The organism is Saccharopolyspora flava (assembly GCF_900116135.1).
GTDB classification, from domain to species: Bacteria; Actinomycetota; Actinomycetes; order Mycobacteriales; family Pseudonocardiaceae; genus Saccharopolyspora; species Saccharopolyspora flava.
The window spans coordinates 418,976-437,283 of sequence record NZ_FOZX01000004.1; the positions used below are offsets into that span (position 1 = coordinate 418,976).

Sequence of the window (18,308 nt, forward strand, 5' to 3'; positions counted from 1 at the left end):
GAGGGCGTGGGGGTTCAGGTGACGACGTGCGTTGCTAGGGGACAGTTTTAGCCATAACTGTCCATGATCAATGTCCGAAATGTCCGGACAGTTTGGACTAAAACTGTCCCCTGGTGACCATCGGCCAAGGCTGCACGCCCACCTCGCTCCCGAAGTTCCACCCGGGATCTCGCGCTTCGCTCCGGAGTTGCGGTGTGGCTGATTCGGGAATTGGTGGCGATGAAGCGGCGGGGGAGGTTCCGCATTTCGAATTCCGTCGGTGGGTGTCCGAATGATTCTGGTAATCCGTTTCTTGGTGTCCATTTTTCAAAGTGGAGATGGGTTCTCCGGATGTTTTCGAAATGATTCCAGTGGGGGTGTTTGTGCAGGTCGTGACGCGTTGGTGAGGTGCTTGGCGCGGTTTCGGGGTTGGGGATTTCGGTGATGGTGGGCACAGGGTTTTGCCTATGAGGTTAGGCATGCCTATGGTCCCCTCACGTCTCGATCCGAGATGACGAAGAGAGGGGATTCCGTGCTGATCGGCAATGCGTTGATCGGGTTGCGCGAGGGCCTCGAAGCGGTCCTCGTGGTGAGCATCCTGATCGCTTTCCTGGTGCGCGGTCAGCACCGCTGGGCGCTGCGCCTGGTGTGGACCGGGGTCGCCGCCGCGGTGGCGCTGTCGGTGGGAGTCGGCGCGCTGCTGACCTACACCTCGGCGACGATGTCCTTCGAGCAGCAGGAGATGTTCGGCGGCGGGATGTCCCTGCTCGCCGTGGTCTTCGTGACCACCATGATCTTCTGGATGCGCAACACCGCGCGCACCCTGTCGGCGCAGCTGCGCGGACAGCTCGACCAGGCTCTGCAGCTGGGCAGCTGGTCGGTGATCACGGTCGCGTTCCTCGCCGTGGCGCGAGTAGGCCTGGAAACAGCGGTGTTCTTCTTCTCCAGCGTCCAATCCGCCGGTGGCGGAACGATCCTGCCGCTGACCGGGTTCCTGCTCGGCATCGCCGCCTCGGTGGTGATCGGCTGGGCGCTGTACCTCGGCGCGATCACGATCGACCTCGGGAAGTTCTTCACCGCCACCGGAGTCCTGCTGGTGTTCGTCGCCGCGGGCGTGCTCGCCTACGGCGTCCACGACCTGCAGGAAGCCGGGGTGCTGCCCGGGCTGCACGCGCTGGCCTTCGACGTGAGCGCGCAGGTCCCGCCGTCGTCCTGGTACGGCACGCTGCTGAAGGGGATCTTCAACTTCTCGCCGCAGACCACCGTGTTCGAGGCGATCGTCTGGCTCGGCTACGCGCTGCCCGTCCTCGTCCTGTTCCTGCGGCCGCAACGCGCCGACGCCCCGACCCCGACCGGAGAGATGTCGTGAGAACCCTCGCCAAGTCCGCCCTCCCGCTGACCCTGCTCGCGCTGGCCTCCTGCGGCCAGCAGGCCACCCCGGCCACCCCGGCCGCCCCGGGCGCGATCGGCGTCGAAGCCGGTGACGACGCCTGCAAGGTCTCCAGCACCACCGCGCCCGCCGGGACGATCACCTTCGACGTGCGCAACACCGGCTCCCAGGTCACCGAGTTCTACCTGCTCGGCGACGGCGACAAGATCATCAGCGAGGTCGAGAACATCGGCCCCGGCATGAACCGGCAGCTCGTCGCCCAGGTGCCGGAGGGCGGCAAGTACACCACCGCCTGCAAGCCCGGAATGCAGGGCGACGGCATCCGCGGCGAGTTCACCGTGACCGGCTCCGCCCAGGCCGTCACCAGCCCCGAAGCCGCCCGGGCCGTGGCCACCTACAAGTCCTACGTGGACCGGCAGGCTGAGGAGCTCAAGGCCGGGACCGGCGAGTTCGTCCAGGCCGTCAAGGCCGGTGACGTCGAGCGGGCCAAGGCGCTGTACCCGAAGGCGCGGCTGCCGTGGGAGCGCATCGAGCCCGTCGCCGAGAGCTTCGGCGACCTCGACCCCAAGATCGACGGGCGCGAGGCCGACCTCGAACCCGGCCAGCCCTTCACCGGCTACCACCGCCTGGAGAAGGACCTGTGGGTCACCGGCCTCCAGCCCGACAGCCCGGCGATCGCCGACCAGCTCGCCGCCGACGTCGACCAGCTCGTCGCCCAGGCCCGCGGCGTCGAACCCACCCCGGCTGATGTCGCCAACGGCGCCAAGGAACTGCTCGACGAGGTCGCCACCGGCAAGGTCACCGGCGAGGAGGAGATCTTCTCGCACACCGACCTGTGGGACTTCCAGGCCAACGTCGACGGCGCCGAGCAGGTCGTCGAGTCGCTGCGGCCGGTGCTGTCGGCCAAGGACCCGCAGCTGCTCGGCGAGCTCGACCGCGACTTCGCCTCCGTGCGGTCGCTGCTGGACCGCTACAAGACCGGCGACGGGTTCAAGCTCTACCAGGAGCTGACCCCGGAGCAGGTCAAGGAGCTCGCCGCCGCCGTCGACGCGCTCAGCGAACCCCTGAGCACGACCGCGGGGGTCGTGACGCGGTGACCGTCTCGCGCAGGAAGTTGTTCGGGCTCACCGGCGCCGGCGTGGCCATCGCCGGCGCCGGTGCCGGAGTCGCGGTCCACGAGAGCGGGCACGATCCGGCTGCCGAGCAGGTGCCGTTCCACGGCCCGAACCAGGCCGGGATCACCACCCCGGCGCAGGACCGGATGCACTTCGTGGCCTTCGACGTCACCACCTCCGACCGCGCCGAACTCGTCCGCCTGCTGCAGGACTGGACCCGCGCCGCCGAGCGGATGACCGCAGGTCAGGAGGCCGTCGAGCACGGCGCGACCGGCGGCGGGGAGCAGGAACCTCCCGGCGACACCGGCGAGGCGCTCGGCCTGCCGCCGTCCGCGCTGACGCTGACCGTCGGGTTCGGCCCGTCGCTGTTCGACGGCCGCTTCGGGCTCGCCGACCGTCGCCCGCCCGCGCTGGCCGAGCTGCCGCACTTCTCGCAGGACAACCTCGACCCGGCCCGCAGCGGGGGAGACCTGTGCGTGCAGGCCTGCGCGAACGACCCGCAGGTCGCGGTGCACGCCATCCGCAACCTGGCGCGGATCGGGTTCGGCACCGTCTCGGTGCGCTGGTCGCAGCTCGGCTTCGGCCGCACCTCCAGCACCTCCCGCGAGCAGGCCACGCCGCGCAACCTGTTCGGCTTCAAGGACGGCACCAACAACATCAAGTCCGAGGACACCGCCGCGCTCGACGAGCACGTGTGGGTGCGGCCCGGTGACGGTCCGGAGTGGATGACCGGCGGGAGCTACCTGGTGGCCCGCCGGATCCGGATGCACATCGAGACCTGGGACCGCTCCTCGCTGTCCGAGCAGGAGCGGATCGTGGGGCGCACCAAGGGATCCGGTGCTCCGCTGGGCGCCACCGACGAGTTCGCGCCGGTGGACGTGCGCGCGCTGCCCGACGACAGCCACGTGCGCCTGGCCTCGGCGGAGAACACCGGGGCGCGGCTGCTGCGCCGCGGCTACAACTTCACCGACGGCTCCGACGGTCTCGGCAGGCTGGACGCGGGCCTGTTCTTCGTGTGCTTCAACCGCGATCCGCGCAGGCAGTTCGTGCCGATGCAGCGCGCGCTGGCCCGCGACGACGCGATGATGGAGTACTTGGAGCACAACGGTTCCGCGCTGTTCGCCTGCCCGCCCGGTGTGCGGCCGGGGGAGTTCTGGGGTCAGGGCCTGTTCGGCTGACCTGCGCCGGGGTCGTACGACTTTGGTCCTAGGGGTCGGTCTCAGGGTCGGACGCCGAGGTTTCCGGGTTCGCACCTGAGGTTGCGGCGCTCGGGCGTCCATAACGTCTCCAGTGGACATGATCACCCGCGTCTGGGGAGCGGGTGCGCCTACTGGAGGGAGACCCATGCGCGCCGAGGCAGCCGAGTACCGGGGTGGACTCGCGGCGATGTCGGTGAACGCCTCGCTGGACGAGGTGCTGGTCCAGGCCGAGCAGCACGACGCGGCGGCGACCACGGCCGAGGAGCGGGCCGGGGCGCAGCTGGCCATCGCCGAGGCCTGCCGGAGGCTGGGGCGGGTCGACCGCGCCGAGCGCGCCTGGCGAGCCAGCTACCGCACCGCCCGCGACGCCGGGGACCCCGCTGCGATGGCCTGGGCGCTGTGGAGCGGCGGAACCCTGGCCCGCCAGCGCGGCCGCTACACGCTGGCGCACCGGCTGCTCACCCGCGCGGCGACCGCGGCCGAGCGCGGCAACGACGTCGTGGCGCGCGGCTACTCGCTGGCCGGTCTGGCCGAAACCGGGCGCGTGCAGGGGGATTTCGCCGGAACGCTGCGGCTGCACGAGAAGCTGCTGGCCGAGGCCCGCGCCCACGGGCAGCCGCGGCACGTGGTGTGGGCGCTGGAGGGCATCGCGCAGATCCACCGGCACCACGGCGACCACGACCGCGCCCTGACGCTGTTCACCGAGGCGTGCGCGATCGCCACCGACAGCGACGACCAGCGCGGACGCGCCTGGGCGCTGCGCGGCATCGCCGACCTGACCTCGCTGCGCGGTGACGTCGAGGGCGCGCTGGAACTGCTCGCCGAGGCCGAGCAGGTGTGCCGCGACATGCGCCTGGAAGCCGCGCTGGCCTACAACCACAAGATGCGCGGCAACGTCCTCTACCGCGCCGGCCGCTACGCCGAGGCCGAGCGGGTCTACGCGGACACGATCGAGGAGTTCACCCGCATCGCCGAACCCCGGGGTGAGTCCCTGGCCCGCCTCGGTCTGGTGAAATCCCAAGCGCGGCAAGGGATGTCGCGCGACGAGGTGGCCGAGACGCTCACCGCCCTGCGCGCCCGCTTCACCCGGGCCGGGCTCCACCACGCGGTCGAGATGGTCGACGCCGCCCGCCGCGACCTCCTCGGGTAGGGCTCACGCGAGCGCGACCGGCCATTCGGGCAGCGTCAGCGCCGAGTGCTCGAACCGGCCGGTCTCGGGCAGCTCGCCGGGGAGGGAGCGCAGCTCGGCGTTGCGGGTCTCCAGCGCCTCGGCCGTGGCGGGGAACATCACCGCGTCGCCCTCGTCGACCAGCGCCTGGTTGAGCTCGACGAACTCGCGGGTCCCCGCCTCGTAGGCGGCGAAGGCCTCGGCGTGGTCGGCGTGGGTGGCCAGTGCGCGGGCCAGCTCGTAGGCGCCGACCAGCGCCAGGCTCGACCCCTGCCCGGACAGGAACGACGGCGCGTGCGCGGCGTCGCCGACCAGCGCGACCCGGCCGCGCGACCACGCGGGCATCCGGATCTGGCTGACCGTGTCGAAGAACAGGTCGTCGGCCTCCTGCATGGCCTCGACCATCTTCGGGATCTCCCACCCGTCCCCGGCGAACGCCTCGGCGATCATCGCGCGCTGCGCGTCCGGGTCGCGCAGCAGCGCGTCCGCTGGCTGCGGGCAGGCCAGGTCGAGGAACGCGTGCACCGTCTCGCCGTCCTCGACGCCGTAGAGAATCGCGCCCTTGCCCGGCGCGTTCCACATCACGGCCTCGTGGGAGAGCCCGAAGGTGTTGGGCATGGTGAACCCGGCGAAGCAGAACCCCAGGTAGCGGTGGAACCCGGCCTCCGGTCCGAACACGAGCTCGCGGGTCCGCGAGTGCAGCCCGTCGGCGCCCACCACCAGGTCGAAGTCCCGCTCGACGCCGCTGCGGAAGGTCACGCGCACGCCGTCGGCGCGCTCGTCGAGGGCCTCGATCGAGTCGCCGAAGACGAACTCCACGTCCTCGCGCACCGCCTCGTAGAGCACGTCGGTGAGGTCGCCGCGCCGGATCTCCAGGTCCTGCCCGTCGACGCCGCCCACCACGTGCTGCGGGTGCACCGACGCCGCGACCGAGCCGTCGGTGTTGAGGAACGTCAGCCGCCGCGACTCGACGTCGGCGGCCTGCAGCTGGGGGAGCACGCCCATCCGGCGCACGACCTCCAGCGCCGTCCCTCGCACGTCGATCGGGTAGCCACCGCTGCGCACGGCAGCGGCCTTCTCGACCACGGTCACCTCGAAACCGCTGCGCCGCAACCAGAAAGCCGTTGCGGGTCCGGCGATGCTCGCCCCTGATACGAGTGCTCTCATGTCCGCCTCCTACGTCGGCCGGGGGGAGCGATCGGTTCGCTCCGCGCTTCACCGGCTAAAAACTACACTACACGGTGTAGTGTGGAATGGCTGAGAATAGGATGAGAACATGACGAGCCCCAGGACGGTCCCCGAGGCGGGTGCGCAGACGCCCGGCCGGCGCCGGCGTACCGAGATGAAGCGCGCGGCCATCCTGGACGCGGCGGAGGAGCTGTTCGTCTCGGAGGGCTTCGAGGTGACCAGCGTCGACGCCATCGCCGCGCGCGCCGAGGTCTCCAAGCGCACCGTCTACGACCACTTCGGCGACAAGCGCGCGCTGTTCCAGGGGGTGCTGGAGCGCTCGGGCGAGGTGCTTCTGCGCACCGTCCACGCCGCCATCGACGAGGAGCTCACCGACGGGCGCGACCTGCGGGAGGCGCTGCGCGCCTTCGCGCAGCGGGTGACCACCGAGACGTTCCCGTCGTCGGTCTACGTCAACTTCCGGCGCCTCATCGGCCAGAACCCGCCCGTTCCGCGCCTTCCCGGCGGCCTCCACGACGAGCCGGAGCGCGCCCTGGAAGCCCGCTTCACCCGCTACGCCGAGGCGGGTGCGCTGCGCTTCGACAACCCCCGCCGCGCCGTCCAGCACTTCATCGCCCTGACCATGCGCCTCGCCCTCGACGTCCTGGACGAAACCCCCGACCTCGCCCGCGACACCGACGAGCTCGACGACCTCATCACCGACGGAGTCAACACCTTCCTCCGCGCCTACACCTGAATCCCAGAACTCCCCACTCGGGCGCTGGGTGCTCTGGGCTGAGGGGTCTGGGGGTGTCGGTGGTCGCCAGGGGGCAGTTTTAGTGAAAACTGTCCGGACATTTCGGGCATCGACCCCCGACAGTTTTCACTAAAACTGTCCTGCTCCAGGGGTCCCGACATCCGGAGGTGCCTCGCGGGGCGGCTGGGGCTCAGGGGGTGGTGGCGTTGTTGAGGAGGAGGGCCGCGTAGCGGCGGTGGGCGTCGGCGATGAAGTGGTCCTCGCTCCAGCCGCGGTAGTTCTTCACCCGGCGAGCCCGGTGGCAGGCCAGGCAGGCGCGCAGGCCCCGCTTCGCCGAGGCCGTGACGAGGTTCGGCGGCACGAGCAGGTGGCCGCGCGGGCAGCGGGCCTTGCGTCCGTTGTGGTTCACGCCCGTGATCCTACGCGCCACTAGTAACAGTGTGACTAGTGGTCTGATCTCGATCGGAGCGGGCGAGACGGTCGGGTGCTCGCCGCCTCGTGGCCGGGTGAATCCGTTCCGCCGTCAGCAGAACGGCGCGTGGGCGGAGTCCGGCGGTGTCACGATGTGGGCATGGCGGACGTCGTGGACCTCCAGCACAAGCGCAAGCCCGCCCCCGAGCCGCTGTGGCGCGAGGAGCTCGGCCGGACGCTGCGCGCGGCGCGGGAGGACCGCGGGGACCGGCTCGTCGACATCGCCGAGCGCGCCGGGGTCTCCCCGCAGTACCTCTCGGAGGTGGAGCGGGGCCGCAAGGAACCGTCGAGCGAGATGATCGCCGCCATCACCGGCGCGCTCGGAATCGAGCTCCCGGACCTGCTCATCACCATCGCCGGCGACGTCCGCAGCGCGGCCCCGATCGCCCCACCCGCAGGACCAGTCCTGATGGCCGCCTAGGCGAGATGTCACGCGGCGAAGCCGCGTTCTCTTTCATCACCTCAGACGCTGGCACCGCCGCAGGTTCTGATCGGCTTCGTGGCGAGTACGCCGTGACGCCGCGTATAGACATACTCAAGGAGCGGCGCACGGAGTCCACGGAGCCGATCAGGTTCTGCTACCCGCACCGCCAAGCAAGTTGACCCCTCAACAGTCTTTAATTCTCACCCCCGTTCGTCCAGGACGTGGTCGGCTAGTCCGTAGTCGACGGCCTGCTGGGCGTCGAAGACGCGGTCGCGGTCGGTGTCGTGCCGGAGCGTGGCCGCGTCGCGGCCGGTGTGCCGGGACAGGATCTCCTCCAGCTGGGTGCGCACCCGGATCACCTCGTCGGCCTGCAGGATGAGGTCGGGGATCGTGCCCCGGCCCTGCGCGGCCGGTTGGTGCAGCACCACCCGGGTGTGCGGCAGCACGGCGCGGCGACCGGGGGCTCCGGCGGCGAGCAGGACCGCGCTGGCCGCGACGGCCTGACCGACGCAGGTCGTGGCGACCGGGGACTTGACGTAGCGGATGGTGTCGTAGAGGGCCAGCATCGCCGACGGATCGCCGCCCTCGGAGTTGATGTAGAGGTTGATCTCCCGGTCGGGGCTGTCGGCCTCCAGGTGCAGCAGCTGCGCGATGAGCGCGTTGGCCACGCCCGAGTCGATCGGCGTGCCCAGGTAGACGATGCGCTCGGCGAGCAGGTGCGAGTAGACGTCCATGATCCGCTCGCCGCCGCCGTCGCGGGTGATCACGTTGGGGATCGTGTAGCTGCTCATGCCCGCACCCCCGTCTCGGCGCCGAGACCCATCGGGGTGCGCGTGGGCATCACCTCGCCGAGCTCGTCGACGATCCGGTCGACGAACCCGTAGTCGCGGGCCTGCTCGCTGGTGAACCAGCGGTCGTGCAGCGAGTCGGCGAAGATCCGCTCCAGCGGCTGCCCGGTGTCCTCGGCGATGAGCCCGAGCACCGTGTCGCGCGTGTAGCGCAGGTCGTCGGCCTGCACCTCGACCTCGACGGCCGAGCCGCTGATCCCCGACGAGCCCTGGTGCATCAGGATGCGCGCGTGCGGCAGCGCGAACCGCTTGCCGGCCGCGCCCGCCGACAGCAGGAACTGGCCCGCGCTGCACGCCAGCCCGAGAGCGAGGGTGGACACGTCGCAGGGCACCAGGCGCATCACGTCGCGGATCGCCAGCATCGACGGCACGGAACCGCCGGGGGAGTGGATCCACAGCGCGATGTCCTTGCCGGGATCGGCGTGCGCCAGCGACAGCATCTGGGTGATCAGCACGGTGCCGTTGTCGTCGTCCAGCGGCCCGTCGAGCACCAGAACCCGCTGGTCGTAGTACTTCTCGCGAAGCCGGTGGTCGAACATCGGCTGCTTGTCGTCATCGCTCATGCCCCGAGCCTGCCCCCGCAACCGTCACCGCGAGCCCCCTCGCTGCCCCCGGCGGATCCGCTCTCAGCAGCGCGGGAGCGTTCCGGCCCGGTCGGTCATGGCGCTGAACAGGGCGGTCGCGGTGTCGACGAGCTGGTCGCGGGTGACGGTGATGAGGCCGTTGAGCCAGGCGAGGAGGAGTTCGCTGAAGCCGCCGACCAGGATCGAGGCGGTGATCATGCGCAGCGGGTCGCCGGAACCGCCCGCGTTGACGTGGCCGGCGATGGCGAAACCGGTCTCCACGCGGCGGCGGTTGAGCTTCTCGTTGCCCAGCGCCTCGACGTAGAGGACGCGGCCGCGGCGGTGGTCGGCGTCGATGAACTCGACCGTGGCGCGCACGAGGGCGCGCATCCGGTCGTGCTCGTCGGCGGCGTCGACGGCGTCGGTGACCTGCTCGCGCAGCTGGTCGATGAGCTGGTCGTAGAGGGCGATGACCAGGTCGTCGAGGTCGGCGAAGCTCTCGTAGAAGTAGCGCGGGTTGAGCCGCGCGGACTGGCAGATCGCGCGCACCGACGTTCCGGACCAGCCCTCGGTGCCGAGCAGTTCGAGGGCGGCGTCGAGCAGCAGCGCGCGCCGCGCCGACACCCGGTCGGCGGCGGGAACTCCCGCCCAGCGGGTGCTTTTCGCGGAATCATCAGGTCTTGGCAACACGCGTTACCATAACGTATGTTTCTGGCAACGGCTGTTTCCAGTCATCCCGGTTCGCACGCGCGCCCAGGCCAGGAGGCCACGCATGCCCGAACGCACCGTCAGCTGCAACGGCGTGGACCTGCACGTCGTGGAAGAGGGATCCGGACCGCCGGTGATCTTCTCGCACGGCTTCCCGGAACTCGCCTACTCGTGGCGGCACCAGCTGCCCGCCCTCGCCCGCGCCGGATATCGCGCGATCGCCCCCGACCAGCGCGGATACGGTCGCTCCTCGCGCCCGGTGAACATCGCCGACTACGACATCGAGCACCTCAGCGGTGATCTCATCGCGCTGCTCGACGAGCTCGGCGAGGACGAGGCGGTCTTCGTCGGCCACGACTGGGGGTCGATGGTCGTGTGGCAGACCGCGCTGCTGCACCCCGAGCGCGTCGCCGGGGTGTGCGGGATGAGCGTGCCGTTCACGCCGCGCCCGCCGGTCCCGCCGACCCAGGCGTTCCGGTCCCGCTACGGCGAGAACTTCTTCTACATCCTGTACTTCCAGGAACCCGGTGTCGCTGACGCCGAGCTCAACGCCCGGCCCGGCGAGACGATGCGGCGGATGCTCGCCGGAACCCGCGTCGAGCCGGACCGGCCCGGCGGCATGGACGTCGCCGACGACGGGCGCGGGTTCGTCGACCGCTTCCCCGAGATGACCGAGCTCCCCGCCTGGTTGAGCCAGGACGAGCTCGACTTCTACATCGGCGAGTTCACCCGCACCGGCTTCACCGGCGGGCTCAACTGGTACCGCAACTTCGACCGCAACTGGGAGCGGACGCCGCAGCTGGCCGGGGCGAAGGTCGAGGTGCCCAGCTTCTTCATCGCGGGCACGGCCGACCCGGTGATCGTCATGACGCCACCGTCCGTTCAGGACTCCTGGCGGTCCGACAACCGCGGCGACGTCTTCGTCGAGGGCGCGGGGCACTGGGTGCAGCAGGAGGCGCCCGAGGAGGTCAACGCCGCCCTCCTCGGATTCCTCGACTCGATCGGCCACGGGGAGAAAGCATGAGCGCACCGCTGAACTTCGGGGTCTTCTACGCGCCGTTCCACCCGCTCGGCCAGGACCCGACGCTGGCGCTGGAGTACGACCTGGAGCGCGTCGAAGCGCTGGACCGCTTCGGTTTCGACGAGGCCTGGTTCGGCGAGCACCACTCCGGCGGCTACGAGATCATCTCCTGCCCGGAGATCTTCATCGCCGCCGCCGCGCAGCGCACCCGCCACATCCGGCTCGGCACCGGAGTCGTCTCGCTGCCGTACCACAACCCGTGGCTGCTGGCCGACCGGCTGGTCACCCTCGATCACCTCACGCGCGGACGCCTCATCTTCGGCGCCGGACCCGGGGCGCTGCCCACCGACGCCTACGTGCTGGGCATCGACCCGGTCGAGCAGCGGCGGATGATGGAGGAGTCGCTGGAGACGATCCTCGCGCTGTTCCGCGGCGAGGAACCGGTGACCCGCAAGACCGACTGGTTCCAGCTCAACGAGGCGCGGCTGCAGGTCCGGCCGTACCAGTGGCCGCACCCGGAAGTCGCGGTGGCCGCGATGGTCTCGCCGTCGGGACCCCGGCTGGCGGGCAAGTACGGGACGTCGCTGCTGTCGCTGTCGATGTCGGCGGCGAGCGAGGGCTTCGCTGCGATCGGCAAGGCCTGGGGCGTGGTCCAGGAGCAGGCCGCCAAGGCCGGCAACCCCGAGCCCGACCGCTCGACGTGGCGGGTGCTGGGCACCATGCACCTCGCCGAGACCCGCGAGCAGGCCGTCGACGACTGCACCTACGGGCTGCAGGAGTTCGCCGGGTACTTCGGCGGCGGCGCGGGATTCGTGCCGCTCGCCGAGAACACCGACGGAAAACCCAAGGGCCGCAGGGAATTCGTCGAGGAGTACGCCCAGTCCGACAGCGTCGTCATCGGCACCCCGGACGACGCCATCGAGCACATCGAGGACCTGCTGGACCAGGCGGGCGGCTTCGGCACGTTCCTGCTGCTCGGCCACGACTGGGCCTCGCCGGAGCGCACCCTCAACTCCTACCGGTTGTTCGCCCGGCACGTGATCCCGCACTTCAAGGGGCGGTTGGCGGCGCCGCGCGCCTCGCACGAGTGGGCCGTGGGCCAGCGCGACGAGATCTTCGGCCGGGCGGGCAAGGCTGTGGTCAAGGCGCACGAGCAGCACGTCGCCGAGACCGAGGCGAGCTCCTGATGCGCGCGGCGGCGCTGCGCTCCGGACGGCTGGTCGTCCGCGACGACGTGCCCGAACCCGTTCCCGGGCCGGGCCAGGTGCTGGCGCGGGTCGTCGCGTGCGGGATCTGCGGATCGGACCTGCACTTCGCGCGGCACGGCGACCGGATGCTGGCGCTGGGCGAGGAGATGGGGCAGCCCAGCGGGATCGACCTGGACCGCGACGTGTTCCTGGGGCACGAGTTCGCGGCCGAGGTCCTGGAGGTCGGGCCCGGTGTGGACTCCGCGCGGGTCGGGGACCTGGTGACGTCGATGCCGATCCTGCTGGGCGAGGGCGGGATGCAGCCGATCGTCTACTCCAACACCGTCGCCGCCGGTTACGGCGAGCGGCTGCTGCTGTCGGCTCCGCTGCTGCTGCCGGTGCCCGACGGGGTGCCCGCGCATCACGCGGCGCTGACCGAGCCTATGGCGGTCGGGCTGCACGCGGTCACCAAGTCCGGCATCCAGGACGGCGAGAGCGCGCTGGTCCTGGGCTGCGGTCCGGTCGGGCTGTCGGTCATCGCGGCGCTGAAGACGCGCGGCGTGGAGGAGGTCGTGGCCTCGGACCTGTCCCCGGCGCGGCGGGGGCTCGCGACGACGCTCGGGGCCTCCCGCGTCGTCGACCCCCGCGAGGAAAGTCCTTGGGGCGGTGGGAATCCCGTGGTGTTCGAGGCCATCGGCGTGCCCGGTGTCCTCGACGACGTCCTCAAGCGCGCGCCGCGCGAGGCCCGCGTGGTCGTGGTCGGGGTGTGCATGGAGACCGACTCGATCAACCCTCACTTCGGGATCAGCAAGGAGCTCAGCGTCCGGTTCGCCCTCGGCTACAGCCCCGAGGAGTTCGCGGCCTCGCTGCGCAACATCGCCGAAGGCGTCATCGACGTGGCACCGCTGGTGACCGCGCGAGTCCCCCTCGACGAGATCCCGTGGGCGTTCGAGGCGCTCGGAAATCCGGAAGAGCACTGCAAGATCATCGTGGAGCCGTGAATGACCGACTGGACCGAGGTCGCCACCACCCTGGCCGCCGAGTTCGCCGAGACCGCCGCCGAGACCGACCGGGCCGGGCGGTTCCCGGTCGAGAACGTCGAGCGGATGAGGGAAGCCGGTTACCTCACCCTCGCCGTGCCGGAGGAGTTCGGCGGTGGGGGAGCCGATCTGGAGACCGTCGTGCGCTGCCAGCACATCCTCGCCGGCGGGTGCGCGTCGACGGCGCTGGCGATCAACATGCACCTGTTCGGGCTCGGCGCCGCCGCCGAGGGCTGGCGCGACGGGGAGAAGCAGACCGGGCCGCTGTTCGAGATGGTCAGCGACGGCACCGTCGTCGGCGGCAGCCTCACCGACGCCGCCACCGGGCTCAACGTGCGCACCTCGTCGACCCCGGCCAGGCCCGTCGAGGGCGGTTACGTCGTCAGCGGGCGCAAGTCGTTCTGCTCGCTGGCGCCGGTGCTCGGGTTCTTCTGGGGCACCGCCGCCGACACCGAGACCGGCAGGCTGCTGCTGTTCGGGCTCGCCCGCAACACGCCCGGCCTGGAGTTCATCGACACCTGGGACACCATGTCGATGCGCGGAACCGGGTCGTGGGACGTCAAGTTCGACGAGGTCTTCGTGCCCCACGCGGCCGTGCAGCAGGGCGTCGATCCGGCCGAGGCGGCGCTGGTGTGGGACGCGTCGCGGGAACGCGGGTTCGCCTGGTTCGCGCTCAACGTGGCCTCGATCTACCTGGGCGTGGCCCGCGCGGCCGTGCGCTACGCCTACGACCACGTCACGCGCAGGACGGTGACGGGCGCGTCGCTGCCGATGTCGCGGCAGCCCGCGCAGGTCTTCAACGCCGCCGAGATCGAACTCCTGCTGCGCCCGGCCGAGGCCCTGGTCTCCGACGGGCTCCGCCGCCGCGCCGAGACCGGGATGCTCAGCCCGCTGGAGCTCAACACCATCAAGCACACCGCCGTCAACGCCGCGGACGCGGCGGTGGACCGCTGCGTGCGCATGACCGGTGGCCACGGCATCTTCCGGAAGCACCCGCTGGAGCGCTACTACCGCGACGTGCGCGCGGGCCAGTTCCACCCGCCGAACAACGACGTCGCCTTGGAGACCATCGGCAAGTCCGCCCTCGGCATCGACCCCACCGCAGAACCCCGGTGGCCGACGGACTGAGGCCGGAGCGTCACGGGGGTGGGGGTCGGCAGTCGGGCAGTTTTAGCCATAATTGACCGGACATAACGGACATGATCATGGGTCAATTATGGCTAAAACTGTCCCCGGCCTCACCCCGAGGCGCCGCACCCGTGCGCCCGGCCGCGGCGAAGCCCCGCTCCCACGCCTCGCGGCGTTCCGGGGTGAAGCGGCGGTAGCTCGGGGTCGGGCCCCGGCGGAAGTAGACGGGGTCTTCGGTTCTCCAGGCTGCTTGGCGGAGTGGGGTTTTGGCCGTCTTGTTGCTGGCTGTGGTGGGGAGCTCCGGGGTGATGCGGACGAAGCGGGGGAGCCACTTGGTGCCGAGGTCGGGCTGTTCGGCGAGGAAGGCCGCGAAGGCGTCCGGGTCGAAGTCGGTGCGGAGCTGGAGGGCGGCCATGACCTGGTCTCCGGTCGTGGGGTCCGGGACCGGGTAGACCGCGACGGCCTCGACCGGGTCCCAGCGCTGGAGGATGCGCTCGACCGAGGCCGCGGCGAAGTTCTCGCCGTCGACGCGCAGCCGGTCGGCGGTGCGCCCGGCGAAGTAGAAGAACCCGTCGGCGTCGCGATAGGCGAGGTCGCCGGTCCAGAAGTCCTCGCCGCGCACGCGTTCGGCCTGGGCTTCCGGGTTGTTGTAGTAGCCCTCGAACGCCGCCGCGCCGCCGATCGCCACGATCTGCCCGACCGCTTCCTCGGCGTTGACCAGCCGCCCCTGCTCGTCGAACTCCGCCGGTGGGCACTCGGTTCCGTCGTCCTCCCGCAGCACCCGCACGTCGGCGCCGCCGACCGGCAGCCCCAGCGAATCCGGGGGAGTGGCGGGAGTCCGGTTGATCCGCAGGACGCCCTCGCTCATCCCGTAGCCCTCCGACACCCGGCAGCCGAACCGCTCGGCGAACCGCTCCGCCTCCACCGGCGAGGCCTCGGTGCCCACGGCGAGCCGCAACGTGCTGGTCCGGTCCTGCGGCCCTTCGGGCCGGGCGAGGACGTAGGAAAGGGTGCGGCCCACGTAGTTGACGAACGTGACGCCGTAGCGGTGGACGTCGCGGGCGAAGCCCGAGGCGGAGAACTTCCGCGCCAGCACCACCGTCGACCCCACGTGCATCGCGGGCGCGAGGTTCATCATCGCCGAGTTCCCGTGGAACAACGGCATGCACAGGTACGACACCGAGTCCCGGGCCAGCTCGGTGCGCGCGGCCAGCGACTCCGCCAGCGCCCCGAGGCGGCCGTTCGAGCAGATCACGGCCTTCGGCGCCCCGGTGGAACCCGAGCTGAACAGCAGCAGCAACGTCCGCTCCGCCTCGGACGGTTGTGACGGCAGTGCCTCCGCGCGCAGGTCCAGCCCGTCGTCGACGTTGAGCACCGGCACCCCGTGGCCGACGTCGAGCAGACCGATCAGCCGGTCCTCGGTGACGATGAGATCGCAGTCGGTGTGCCGGATGTCGCGGGCGAGACCGGCACCGCGCCGGGTCGGGTTGATCCCGACGATCACCGCGCCCTCCAGCGCGGCGGCCACGATCCAGAACACGTAGTCCGGCACGTTCTCCAGCAGCACCCCGACGTGCCGCACCCCGAGCCGACGCAGCACACCGGCCCGGCTCGCGCCTTCGGCGACCACCTGCGCCCACGTCCACGACCGGTCGCCGAAGCGCAGCCCGACCCGCTCGTCGCGGGCCCGCGCGAGCACGATCTCGGCGAAGGAGCTCATGATTCGCCCAGGTCCCGGCCCCGGGTCTCGGAGATCAGCAGCACCGCGCCGATCGAAACCCCCACGGCCGCAACGATGATCCCGCTCAGCGGCAGGCTCGACCCGCCGGTTCCGGCCACCAGGGCGGCGGCGATCATCGGCGTGAACCCGGCGCCGAGCAGGCTCGCCATCTGGTAGCCCAGCGACACCCCGGTGTAGCGGACGCGGGTGCCGAACATCTCCGAGAGCATCGGTGCCAGCGGCGCGTACATGAGGTTCTGGAAGACCTGCGCGATCACCAGCGCCGCGATCATCGCCGGCACCGTCCGCATCCCCAGCAGCGCGTACATCGGGAACGCGAACAGCACCGCGCCCGCCGCCCCGATCAGCAGTACCCGCCGGCGCCCGATGCGGTCCGACAGCGCGGAGAACAGCGGGATCCCGATCAACCCGGTCAGGCTGATCAGCAGGTGTGCCCGCATGATGTCCGGCAGGGCGTAGCCGAGCCCCTTGGCGTAGGCGACGCTGTGCGAGCCGATCAGCGCGGTCATCGCGAACGGCCCGATGCCCGCCGCGCACGCCAGCAGCACTGCCTTCGGCCGCCGCAGCACCCGCAGCAGCGGAACCTGCTCCCGCTCACCGGCTTTGGCCAGCGCCTCGCGGAACAGCGGGCTCTCCACCACGCTCAACCGCACGTACAGCCCGATCAGCAGCAGCACCGCGCTGGCCAGGAACGGCACCCGCCAGCCCCAGGACACGAAGTCCTCGTGCGGCAGCAGCGTCACCAGCGCCACCGCCCCGTTGGACAGCAGCGAGCCCAGCGGCGACCCCGCCTGCATGATCCCCGCCCACGTGCCGCGACGGCCCGCCTCGGCGTGCTCGATGACCATCAGCGCGGCCCCGCCGTACTCGCCGCCGACGGCGATGCCCTGCACGCACCGCAGCAGCACGAGCAGCACCGGGGCGGTCAGCCCGATCGAGGAGTAGGTGGGCAGCACGCCGATGAGCACGCTGGCGACGCCCATCAGCACCATGCTCGTCACCAGCGCCGACTTGCGCCCGATCCGGTCGCCGAAGTGCCCGAACAGCAACCCGCCCAGCGGTCGCGCCACGTACCCGGCGGCGAGCGTCCCGAACGCCGCGATCGTCGACACGGCCGGGTTCGACCCGGGGAAGTACAGCGTCCCGAACACCAGCGCCGCCATCGTCGAGTACAGCAGGAAGTCGTAGTACTCGATCACGGTCCCCAGCAGCCCGGACAGGGCGACCTTCCGCACCTGACGCCGATCCACCACCCCGGTAGCGACCACCACCAACACCTCCCGAACCAAGCGCTTGCTAGGCAAGCTACGTCCAGGATCACACCAGGTCAAGAACGGACGATCGAACCGAAACCGGCCCGCGTGCGGGAGGATGGTGCGCGTGGTGAACAACTCGCGGGTGGTGCTCGGTGCGGGCGTGGTGGCGAGCCTGGTGCTCACCGCCGCCGTGTGGGCCGGTGGCCTCTGGCTCGGCGACGTGCGGTTAGCACCCGATCAAGGTGCGTCCTGGTACTACTGGAAGCTGCCCGAACCGACCTTCTGGACCAGGGCTTCGGCCTGGACCGGGTACGCGGCGCACCAGCTGGTCGGGTGGGGGCTGATCTACTACGCGCAACGGCACGTGCGCCGCTACACCGGCGGCCTGCACCCGGTGAACGTGGTCGCGCTGATCGCCCACCTCGGGTTCATCGTGCTGCACGAGGTGCAGACGCAGGTGTTCTACGACGGTCTCGCGCAGGACGTTTCGATCTTCTCCTCGCAGGGCTCGGTGATCCTGCTGCTCATCGTCGTGCTGATCATGGAGAACCGCCGTCGCGGGATGTTCTTCGGCCGTCCGGCGCCGATCTCAGCGGAGATCACCCGCTTCTTCCGCGAGTACCACGGGTACCTGTTCAGCTGGGCCGCGATCTACACCTTCTGGTACCACCCGATGGAGACCACCAGCGGGCACCTCATCGGCTTCGCCTACATGTTCCTGCTGCTGGTGCAGGGCAGCCTGTTCTTCACCCGCGCGCACACCGACCGCTGGTGGACGCTGACCCTCGAACTGCTCGTGGCCGTGCACGGGACGCTGGTGGCGGTGATGAACTCCGGGCCGGACGGCATGTGGCCGATGTTCCTGTTCGGCTTTCTCGGCGTCTTCGTCATCACCCAGATGCACGGCCTGGGGCTGTCCCGGACCGTCCGCTGGGTGCTGGCCGGGCTCTACCTCGCCGCCGCGGTCGCGGTGTACTCCGCCGGGCGGTCGCTGCTCGGCCTGAACGAGATCGTCCGCATCCCGCTCATCGAATACCTCGTGGTGGCCGTGCTGGCGCTGCTGACCTGGGTGGTGCTGCGCGTGGTGCGCCGGCGGCGGCGAGAATTCGTCGGAAACGTGCGCGGTTAGGTCTCGACCTGGCGCGT

18 protein-coding genes are annotated in these 18,308 nt (G+C 70.7%); 11 read left to right on the forward strand and 7 right to left on the reverse strand.

What is annotated here, in order from left to right; genetic code table 11:
* Positions 1-511: 511 nt before the first annotated feature.
* The 4 genes from efeU (at position 512) to BM424_RS15360 (ending at position 4,833) form a co-directional block, all read left to right on the forward strand.
* Complete coding sequence (gene efeU, locus BM424_RS15345; protein WP_093418001.1) at positions 512-1,348, forward strand: iron uptake transporter permease EfeU; 837 nt, start codon at positions 512-514, stop codon at positions 1,346-1,348.
* The gene (gene efeO, locus BM424_RS15350; protein WP_175548109.1) at positions 1,345-2,466 is read left to right on the forward strand and encodes an iron uptake system protein EfeO; all 1,122 of its coding nucleotides are present in this window, start codon (positions 1,345-1,347) and stop codon (positions 2,464-2,466) included. Before efeU ends, efeO begins: the two co-directional genes overlap by 4 nt.
* Positions 2,463-3,662, forward strand: coding sequence for an iron uptake transporter deferrochelatase/peroxidase subunit (gene efeB, locus BM424_RS15355; RefSeq protein ID WP_093418004.1), 1,200 nt, complete (start codon positions 2,463-2,465; stop codon positions 3,660-3,662). Before efeO ends, efeB begins: the two co-directional genes overlap by 4 nt.
* Before the next feature lie 166 nt (positions 3,663-3,828).
* Positions 3,829-4,833 (forward strand): tetratricopeptide repeat protein, encoded by a 1,005-nt coding sequence (locus tag BM424_RS15360; RefSeq protein WP_093418007.1) that lies wholly within the window; start codon positions 3,829-3,831, stop codon positions 4,831-4,833.
* A gap of 3 nt (positions 4,834-4,836) precedes the next feature.
* Here the strand turns inward: BM424_RS15360 and BM424_RS15365 are convergent, their stop codons facing one another.
* A complete protein-coding gene (locus BM424_RS15365) occupies positions 4,837-6,018 on the reverse strand; it encodes an FAD-dependent monooxygenase (protein WP_093418009.1) in 1,182 nt (393 codons plus the stop codon).
* A gap of 109 nt (positions 6,019-6,127) precedes the next feature.
* Here BM424_RS15365 and BM424_RS15370 point away from each other — a divergent pair, with 109 nt between their 5' ends.
* Positions 6,128-6,775, forward strand: coding sequence for a TetR/AcrR family transcriptional regulator (locus BM424_RS15370; protein ID WP_093418012.1), 648 nt, complete (start codon positions 6,128-6,130; stop codon positions 6,773-6,775).
* A gap of 190 nt (positions 6,776-6,965) precedes the next feature.
* Here BM424_RS15370 and BM424_RS15375 read toward each other — a convergent pair whose 3' ends face one another.
* Entirely contained in the window at positions 6,966-7,184 is a 219-nt protein-coding gene (locus tag BM424_RS15375) for a hypothetical protein (protein ID WP_093418014.1), read from the reverse strand.
* Between the two features lie 162 nt (positions 7,185-7,346).
* Here BM424_RS15375 and BM424_RS15380 point away from each other — a divergent pair, with 162 nt between their 5' ends.
* Positions 7,347-7,667, forward strand: coding sequence for a helix-turn-helix domain-containing protein (locus BM424_RS15380; RefSeq protein ID WP_093418016.1), 321 nt, complete (start codon positions 7,347-7,349; stop codon positions 7,665-7,667).
* A 203-nt stretch (positions 7,668-7,870) separates the two neighbouring features.
* Here BM424_RS15380 and BM424_RS15385 read toward each other — a convergent pair whose 3' ends face one another.
* The 3 genes from BM424_RS15385 to BM424_RS15395 form a co-directional block, all read right to left on the reverse strand.
* Positions 7,871-8,461: a ClpP family protease gene (locus BM424_RS15385; RefSeq protein ID WP_093418019.1), complete on the reverse strand. Its 591-nt coding sequence runs from the start codon at positions 8,459-8,461 to the stop codon at positions 7,871-7,873.
* Positions 8,458-9,081 carry a ClpP family protease gene (locus BM424_RS15390; protein WP_093418022.1) on the reverse strand — a complete coding sequence of 208 codons (624 nt, stop codon included), beginning with the start codon at positions 9,079-9,081 and terminating at the stop codon, positions 8,458-8,460. The genes BM424_RS15385 and BM424_RS15390 overlap by 4 nt, the downstream gene beginning before the upstream one ends.
* A gap of 63 nt (positions 9,082-9,144) precedes the next feature.
* On the reverse strand, positions 9,145-9,768 hold the full coding sequence (locus BM424_RS15395) for a TetR/AcrR family transcriptional regulator (RefSeq protein WP_175548110.1): 624 nt from the start codon (positions 9,766-9,768) through the stop codon (positions 9,145-9,147).
* Positions 9,769-9,853: 85 nt separating this feature from the next.
* Between BM424_RS15395 and BM424_RS15400 the strand changes: the two genes are divergently transcribed.
* The 4 genes from BM424_RS15400 to BM424_RS15415 are packed head-to-tail and all read left to right on the forward strand — an operon-like array spanning position 9,854 to position 14,165.
* Positions 9,854-10,813 carry an alpha/beta fold hydrolase gene (locus BM424_RS15400; RefSeq protein ID WP_093418027.1) on the forward strand — a complete coding sequence of 320 codons (960 nt, stop codon included), beginning with the start codon at positions 9,854-9,856 and terminating at the stop codon, positions 10,811-10,813.
* Positions 10,810-11,997, forward strand: coding sequence for an LLM class flavin-dependent oxidoreductase (locus tag BM424_RS15405; protein ID WP_093418030.1), 1,188 nt, complete (start codon positions 10,810-10,812; stop codon positions 11,995-11,997). Before BM424_RS15400 ends, BM424_RS15405 begins: the two co-directional genes overlap by 4 nt.
* Positions 11,997-12,998 carry a zinc-binding dehydrogenase gene (locus BM424_RS15410; protein ID WP_093418033.1) on the forward strand — a complete coding sequence of 334 codons (1,002 nt, stop codon included), beginning with the start codon at positions 11,997-11,999 and terminating at the stop codon, positions 12,996-12,998. The genes BM424_RS15405 and BM424_RS15410 overlap by 1 nt, the downstream gene beginning before the upstream one ends.
* Positions 12,999-14,165 carry an acyl-CoA dehydrogenase family protein gene (locus BM424_RS15415; RefSeq protein ID WP_093418035.1) on the forward strand — a complete coding sequence of 389 codons (1,167 nt, stop codon included), beginning with the start codon at positions 12,999-13,001 and terminating at the stop codon, positions 14,163-14,165. It begins immediately after the preceding gene.
* 82 nt (positions 14,166-14,247) lie between these two features.
* On the opposite strand, the gene BM424_RS15420 is transcribed toward BM424_RS15415, so the two are convergent.
* Together BM424_RS15420 and BM424_RS15425 are read right to left on the reverse strand one after the other, a co-directional pair.
* Positions 14,248-15,885, reverse strand: coding sequence for an AMP-binding protein (locus BM424_RS15420; RefSeq protein ID WP_093418038.1), 1,638 nt, complete (start codon positions 15,883-15,885; stop codon positions 14,248-14,250).
* Positions 15,882-17,174, reverse strand: a complete 1,293-nt coding sequence (locus BM424_RS15425) for an MFS transporter (protein ID WP_245775870.1) — start codon at positions 17,172-17,174, stop codon at positions 15,882-15,884. Before BM424_RS15425 ends, BM424_RS15420 begins: the two co-directional genes overlap by 4 nt.
* Before the next feature lie 112 nt (positions 17,175-17,286).
* On the opposite strand from BM424_RS15425, the gene BM424_RS15430 reads away from it, so the two are divergent.
* The gene (locus BM424_RS15430) at positions 17,287-18,291 is read left to right on the forward strand and encodes a hypothetical protein (RefSeq protein ID WP_217649715.1); all 1,005 of its coding nucleotides are present in this window, start codon (positions 17,287-17,289) and stop codon (positions 18,289-18,291) included.
* Positions 18,292-18,308: the final 17 nt, after the last annotated feature.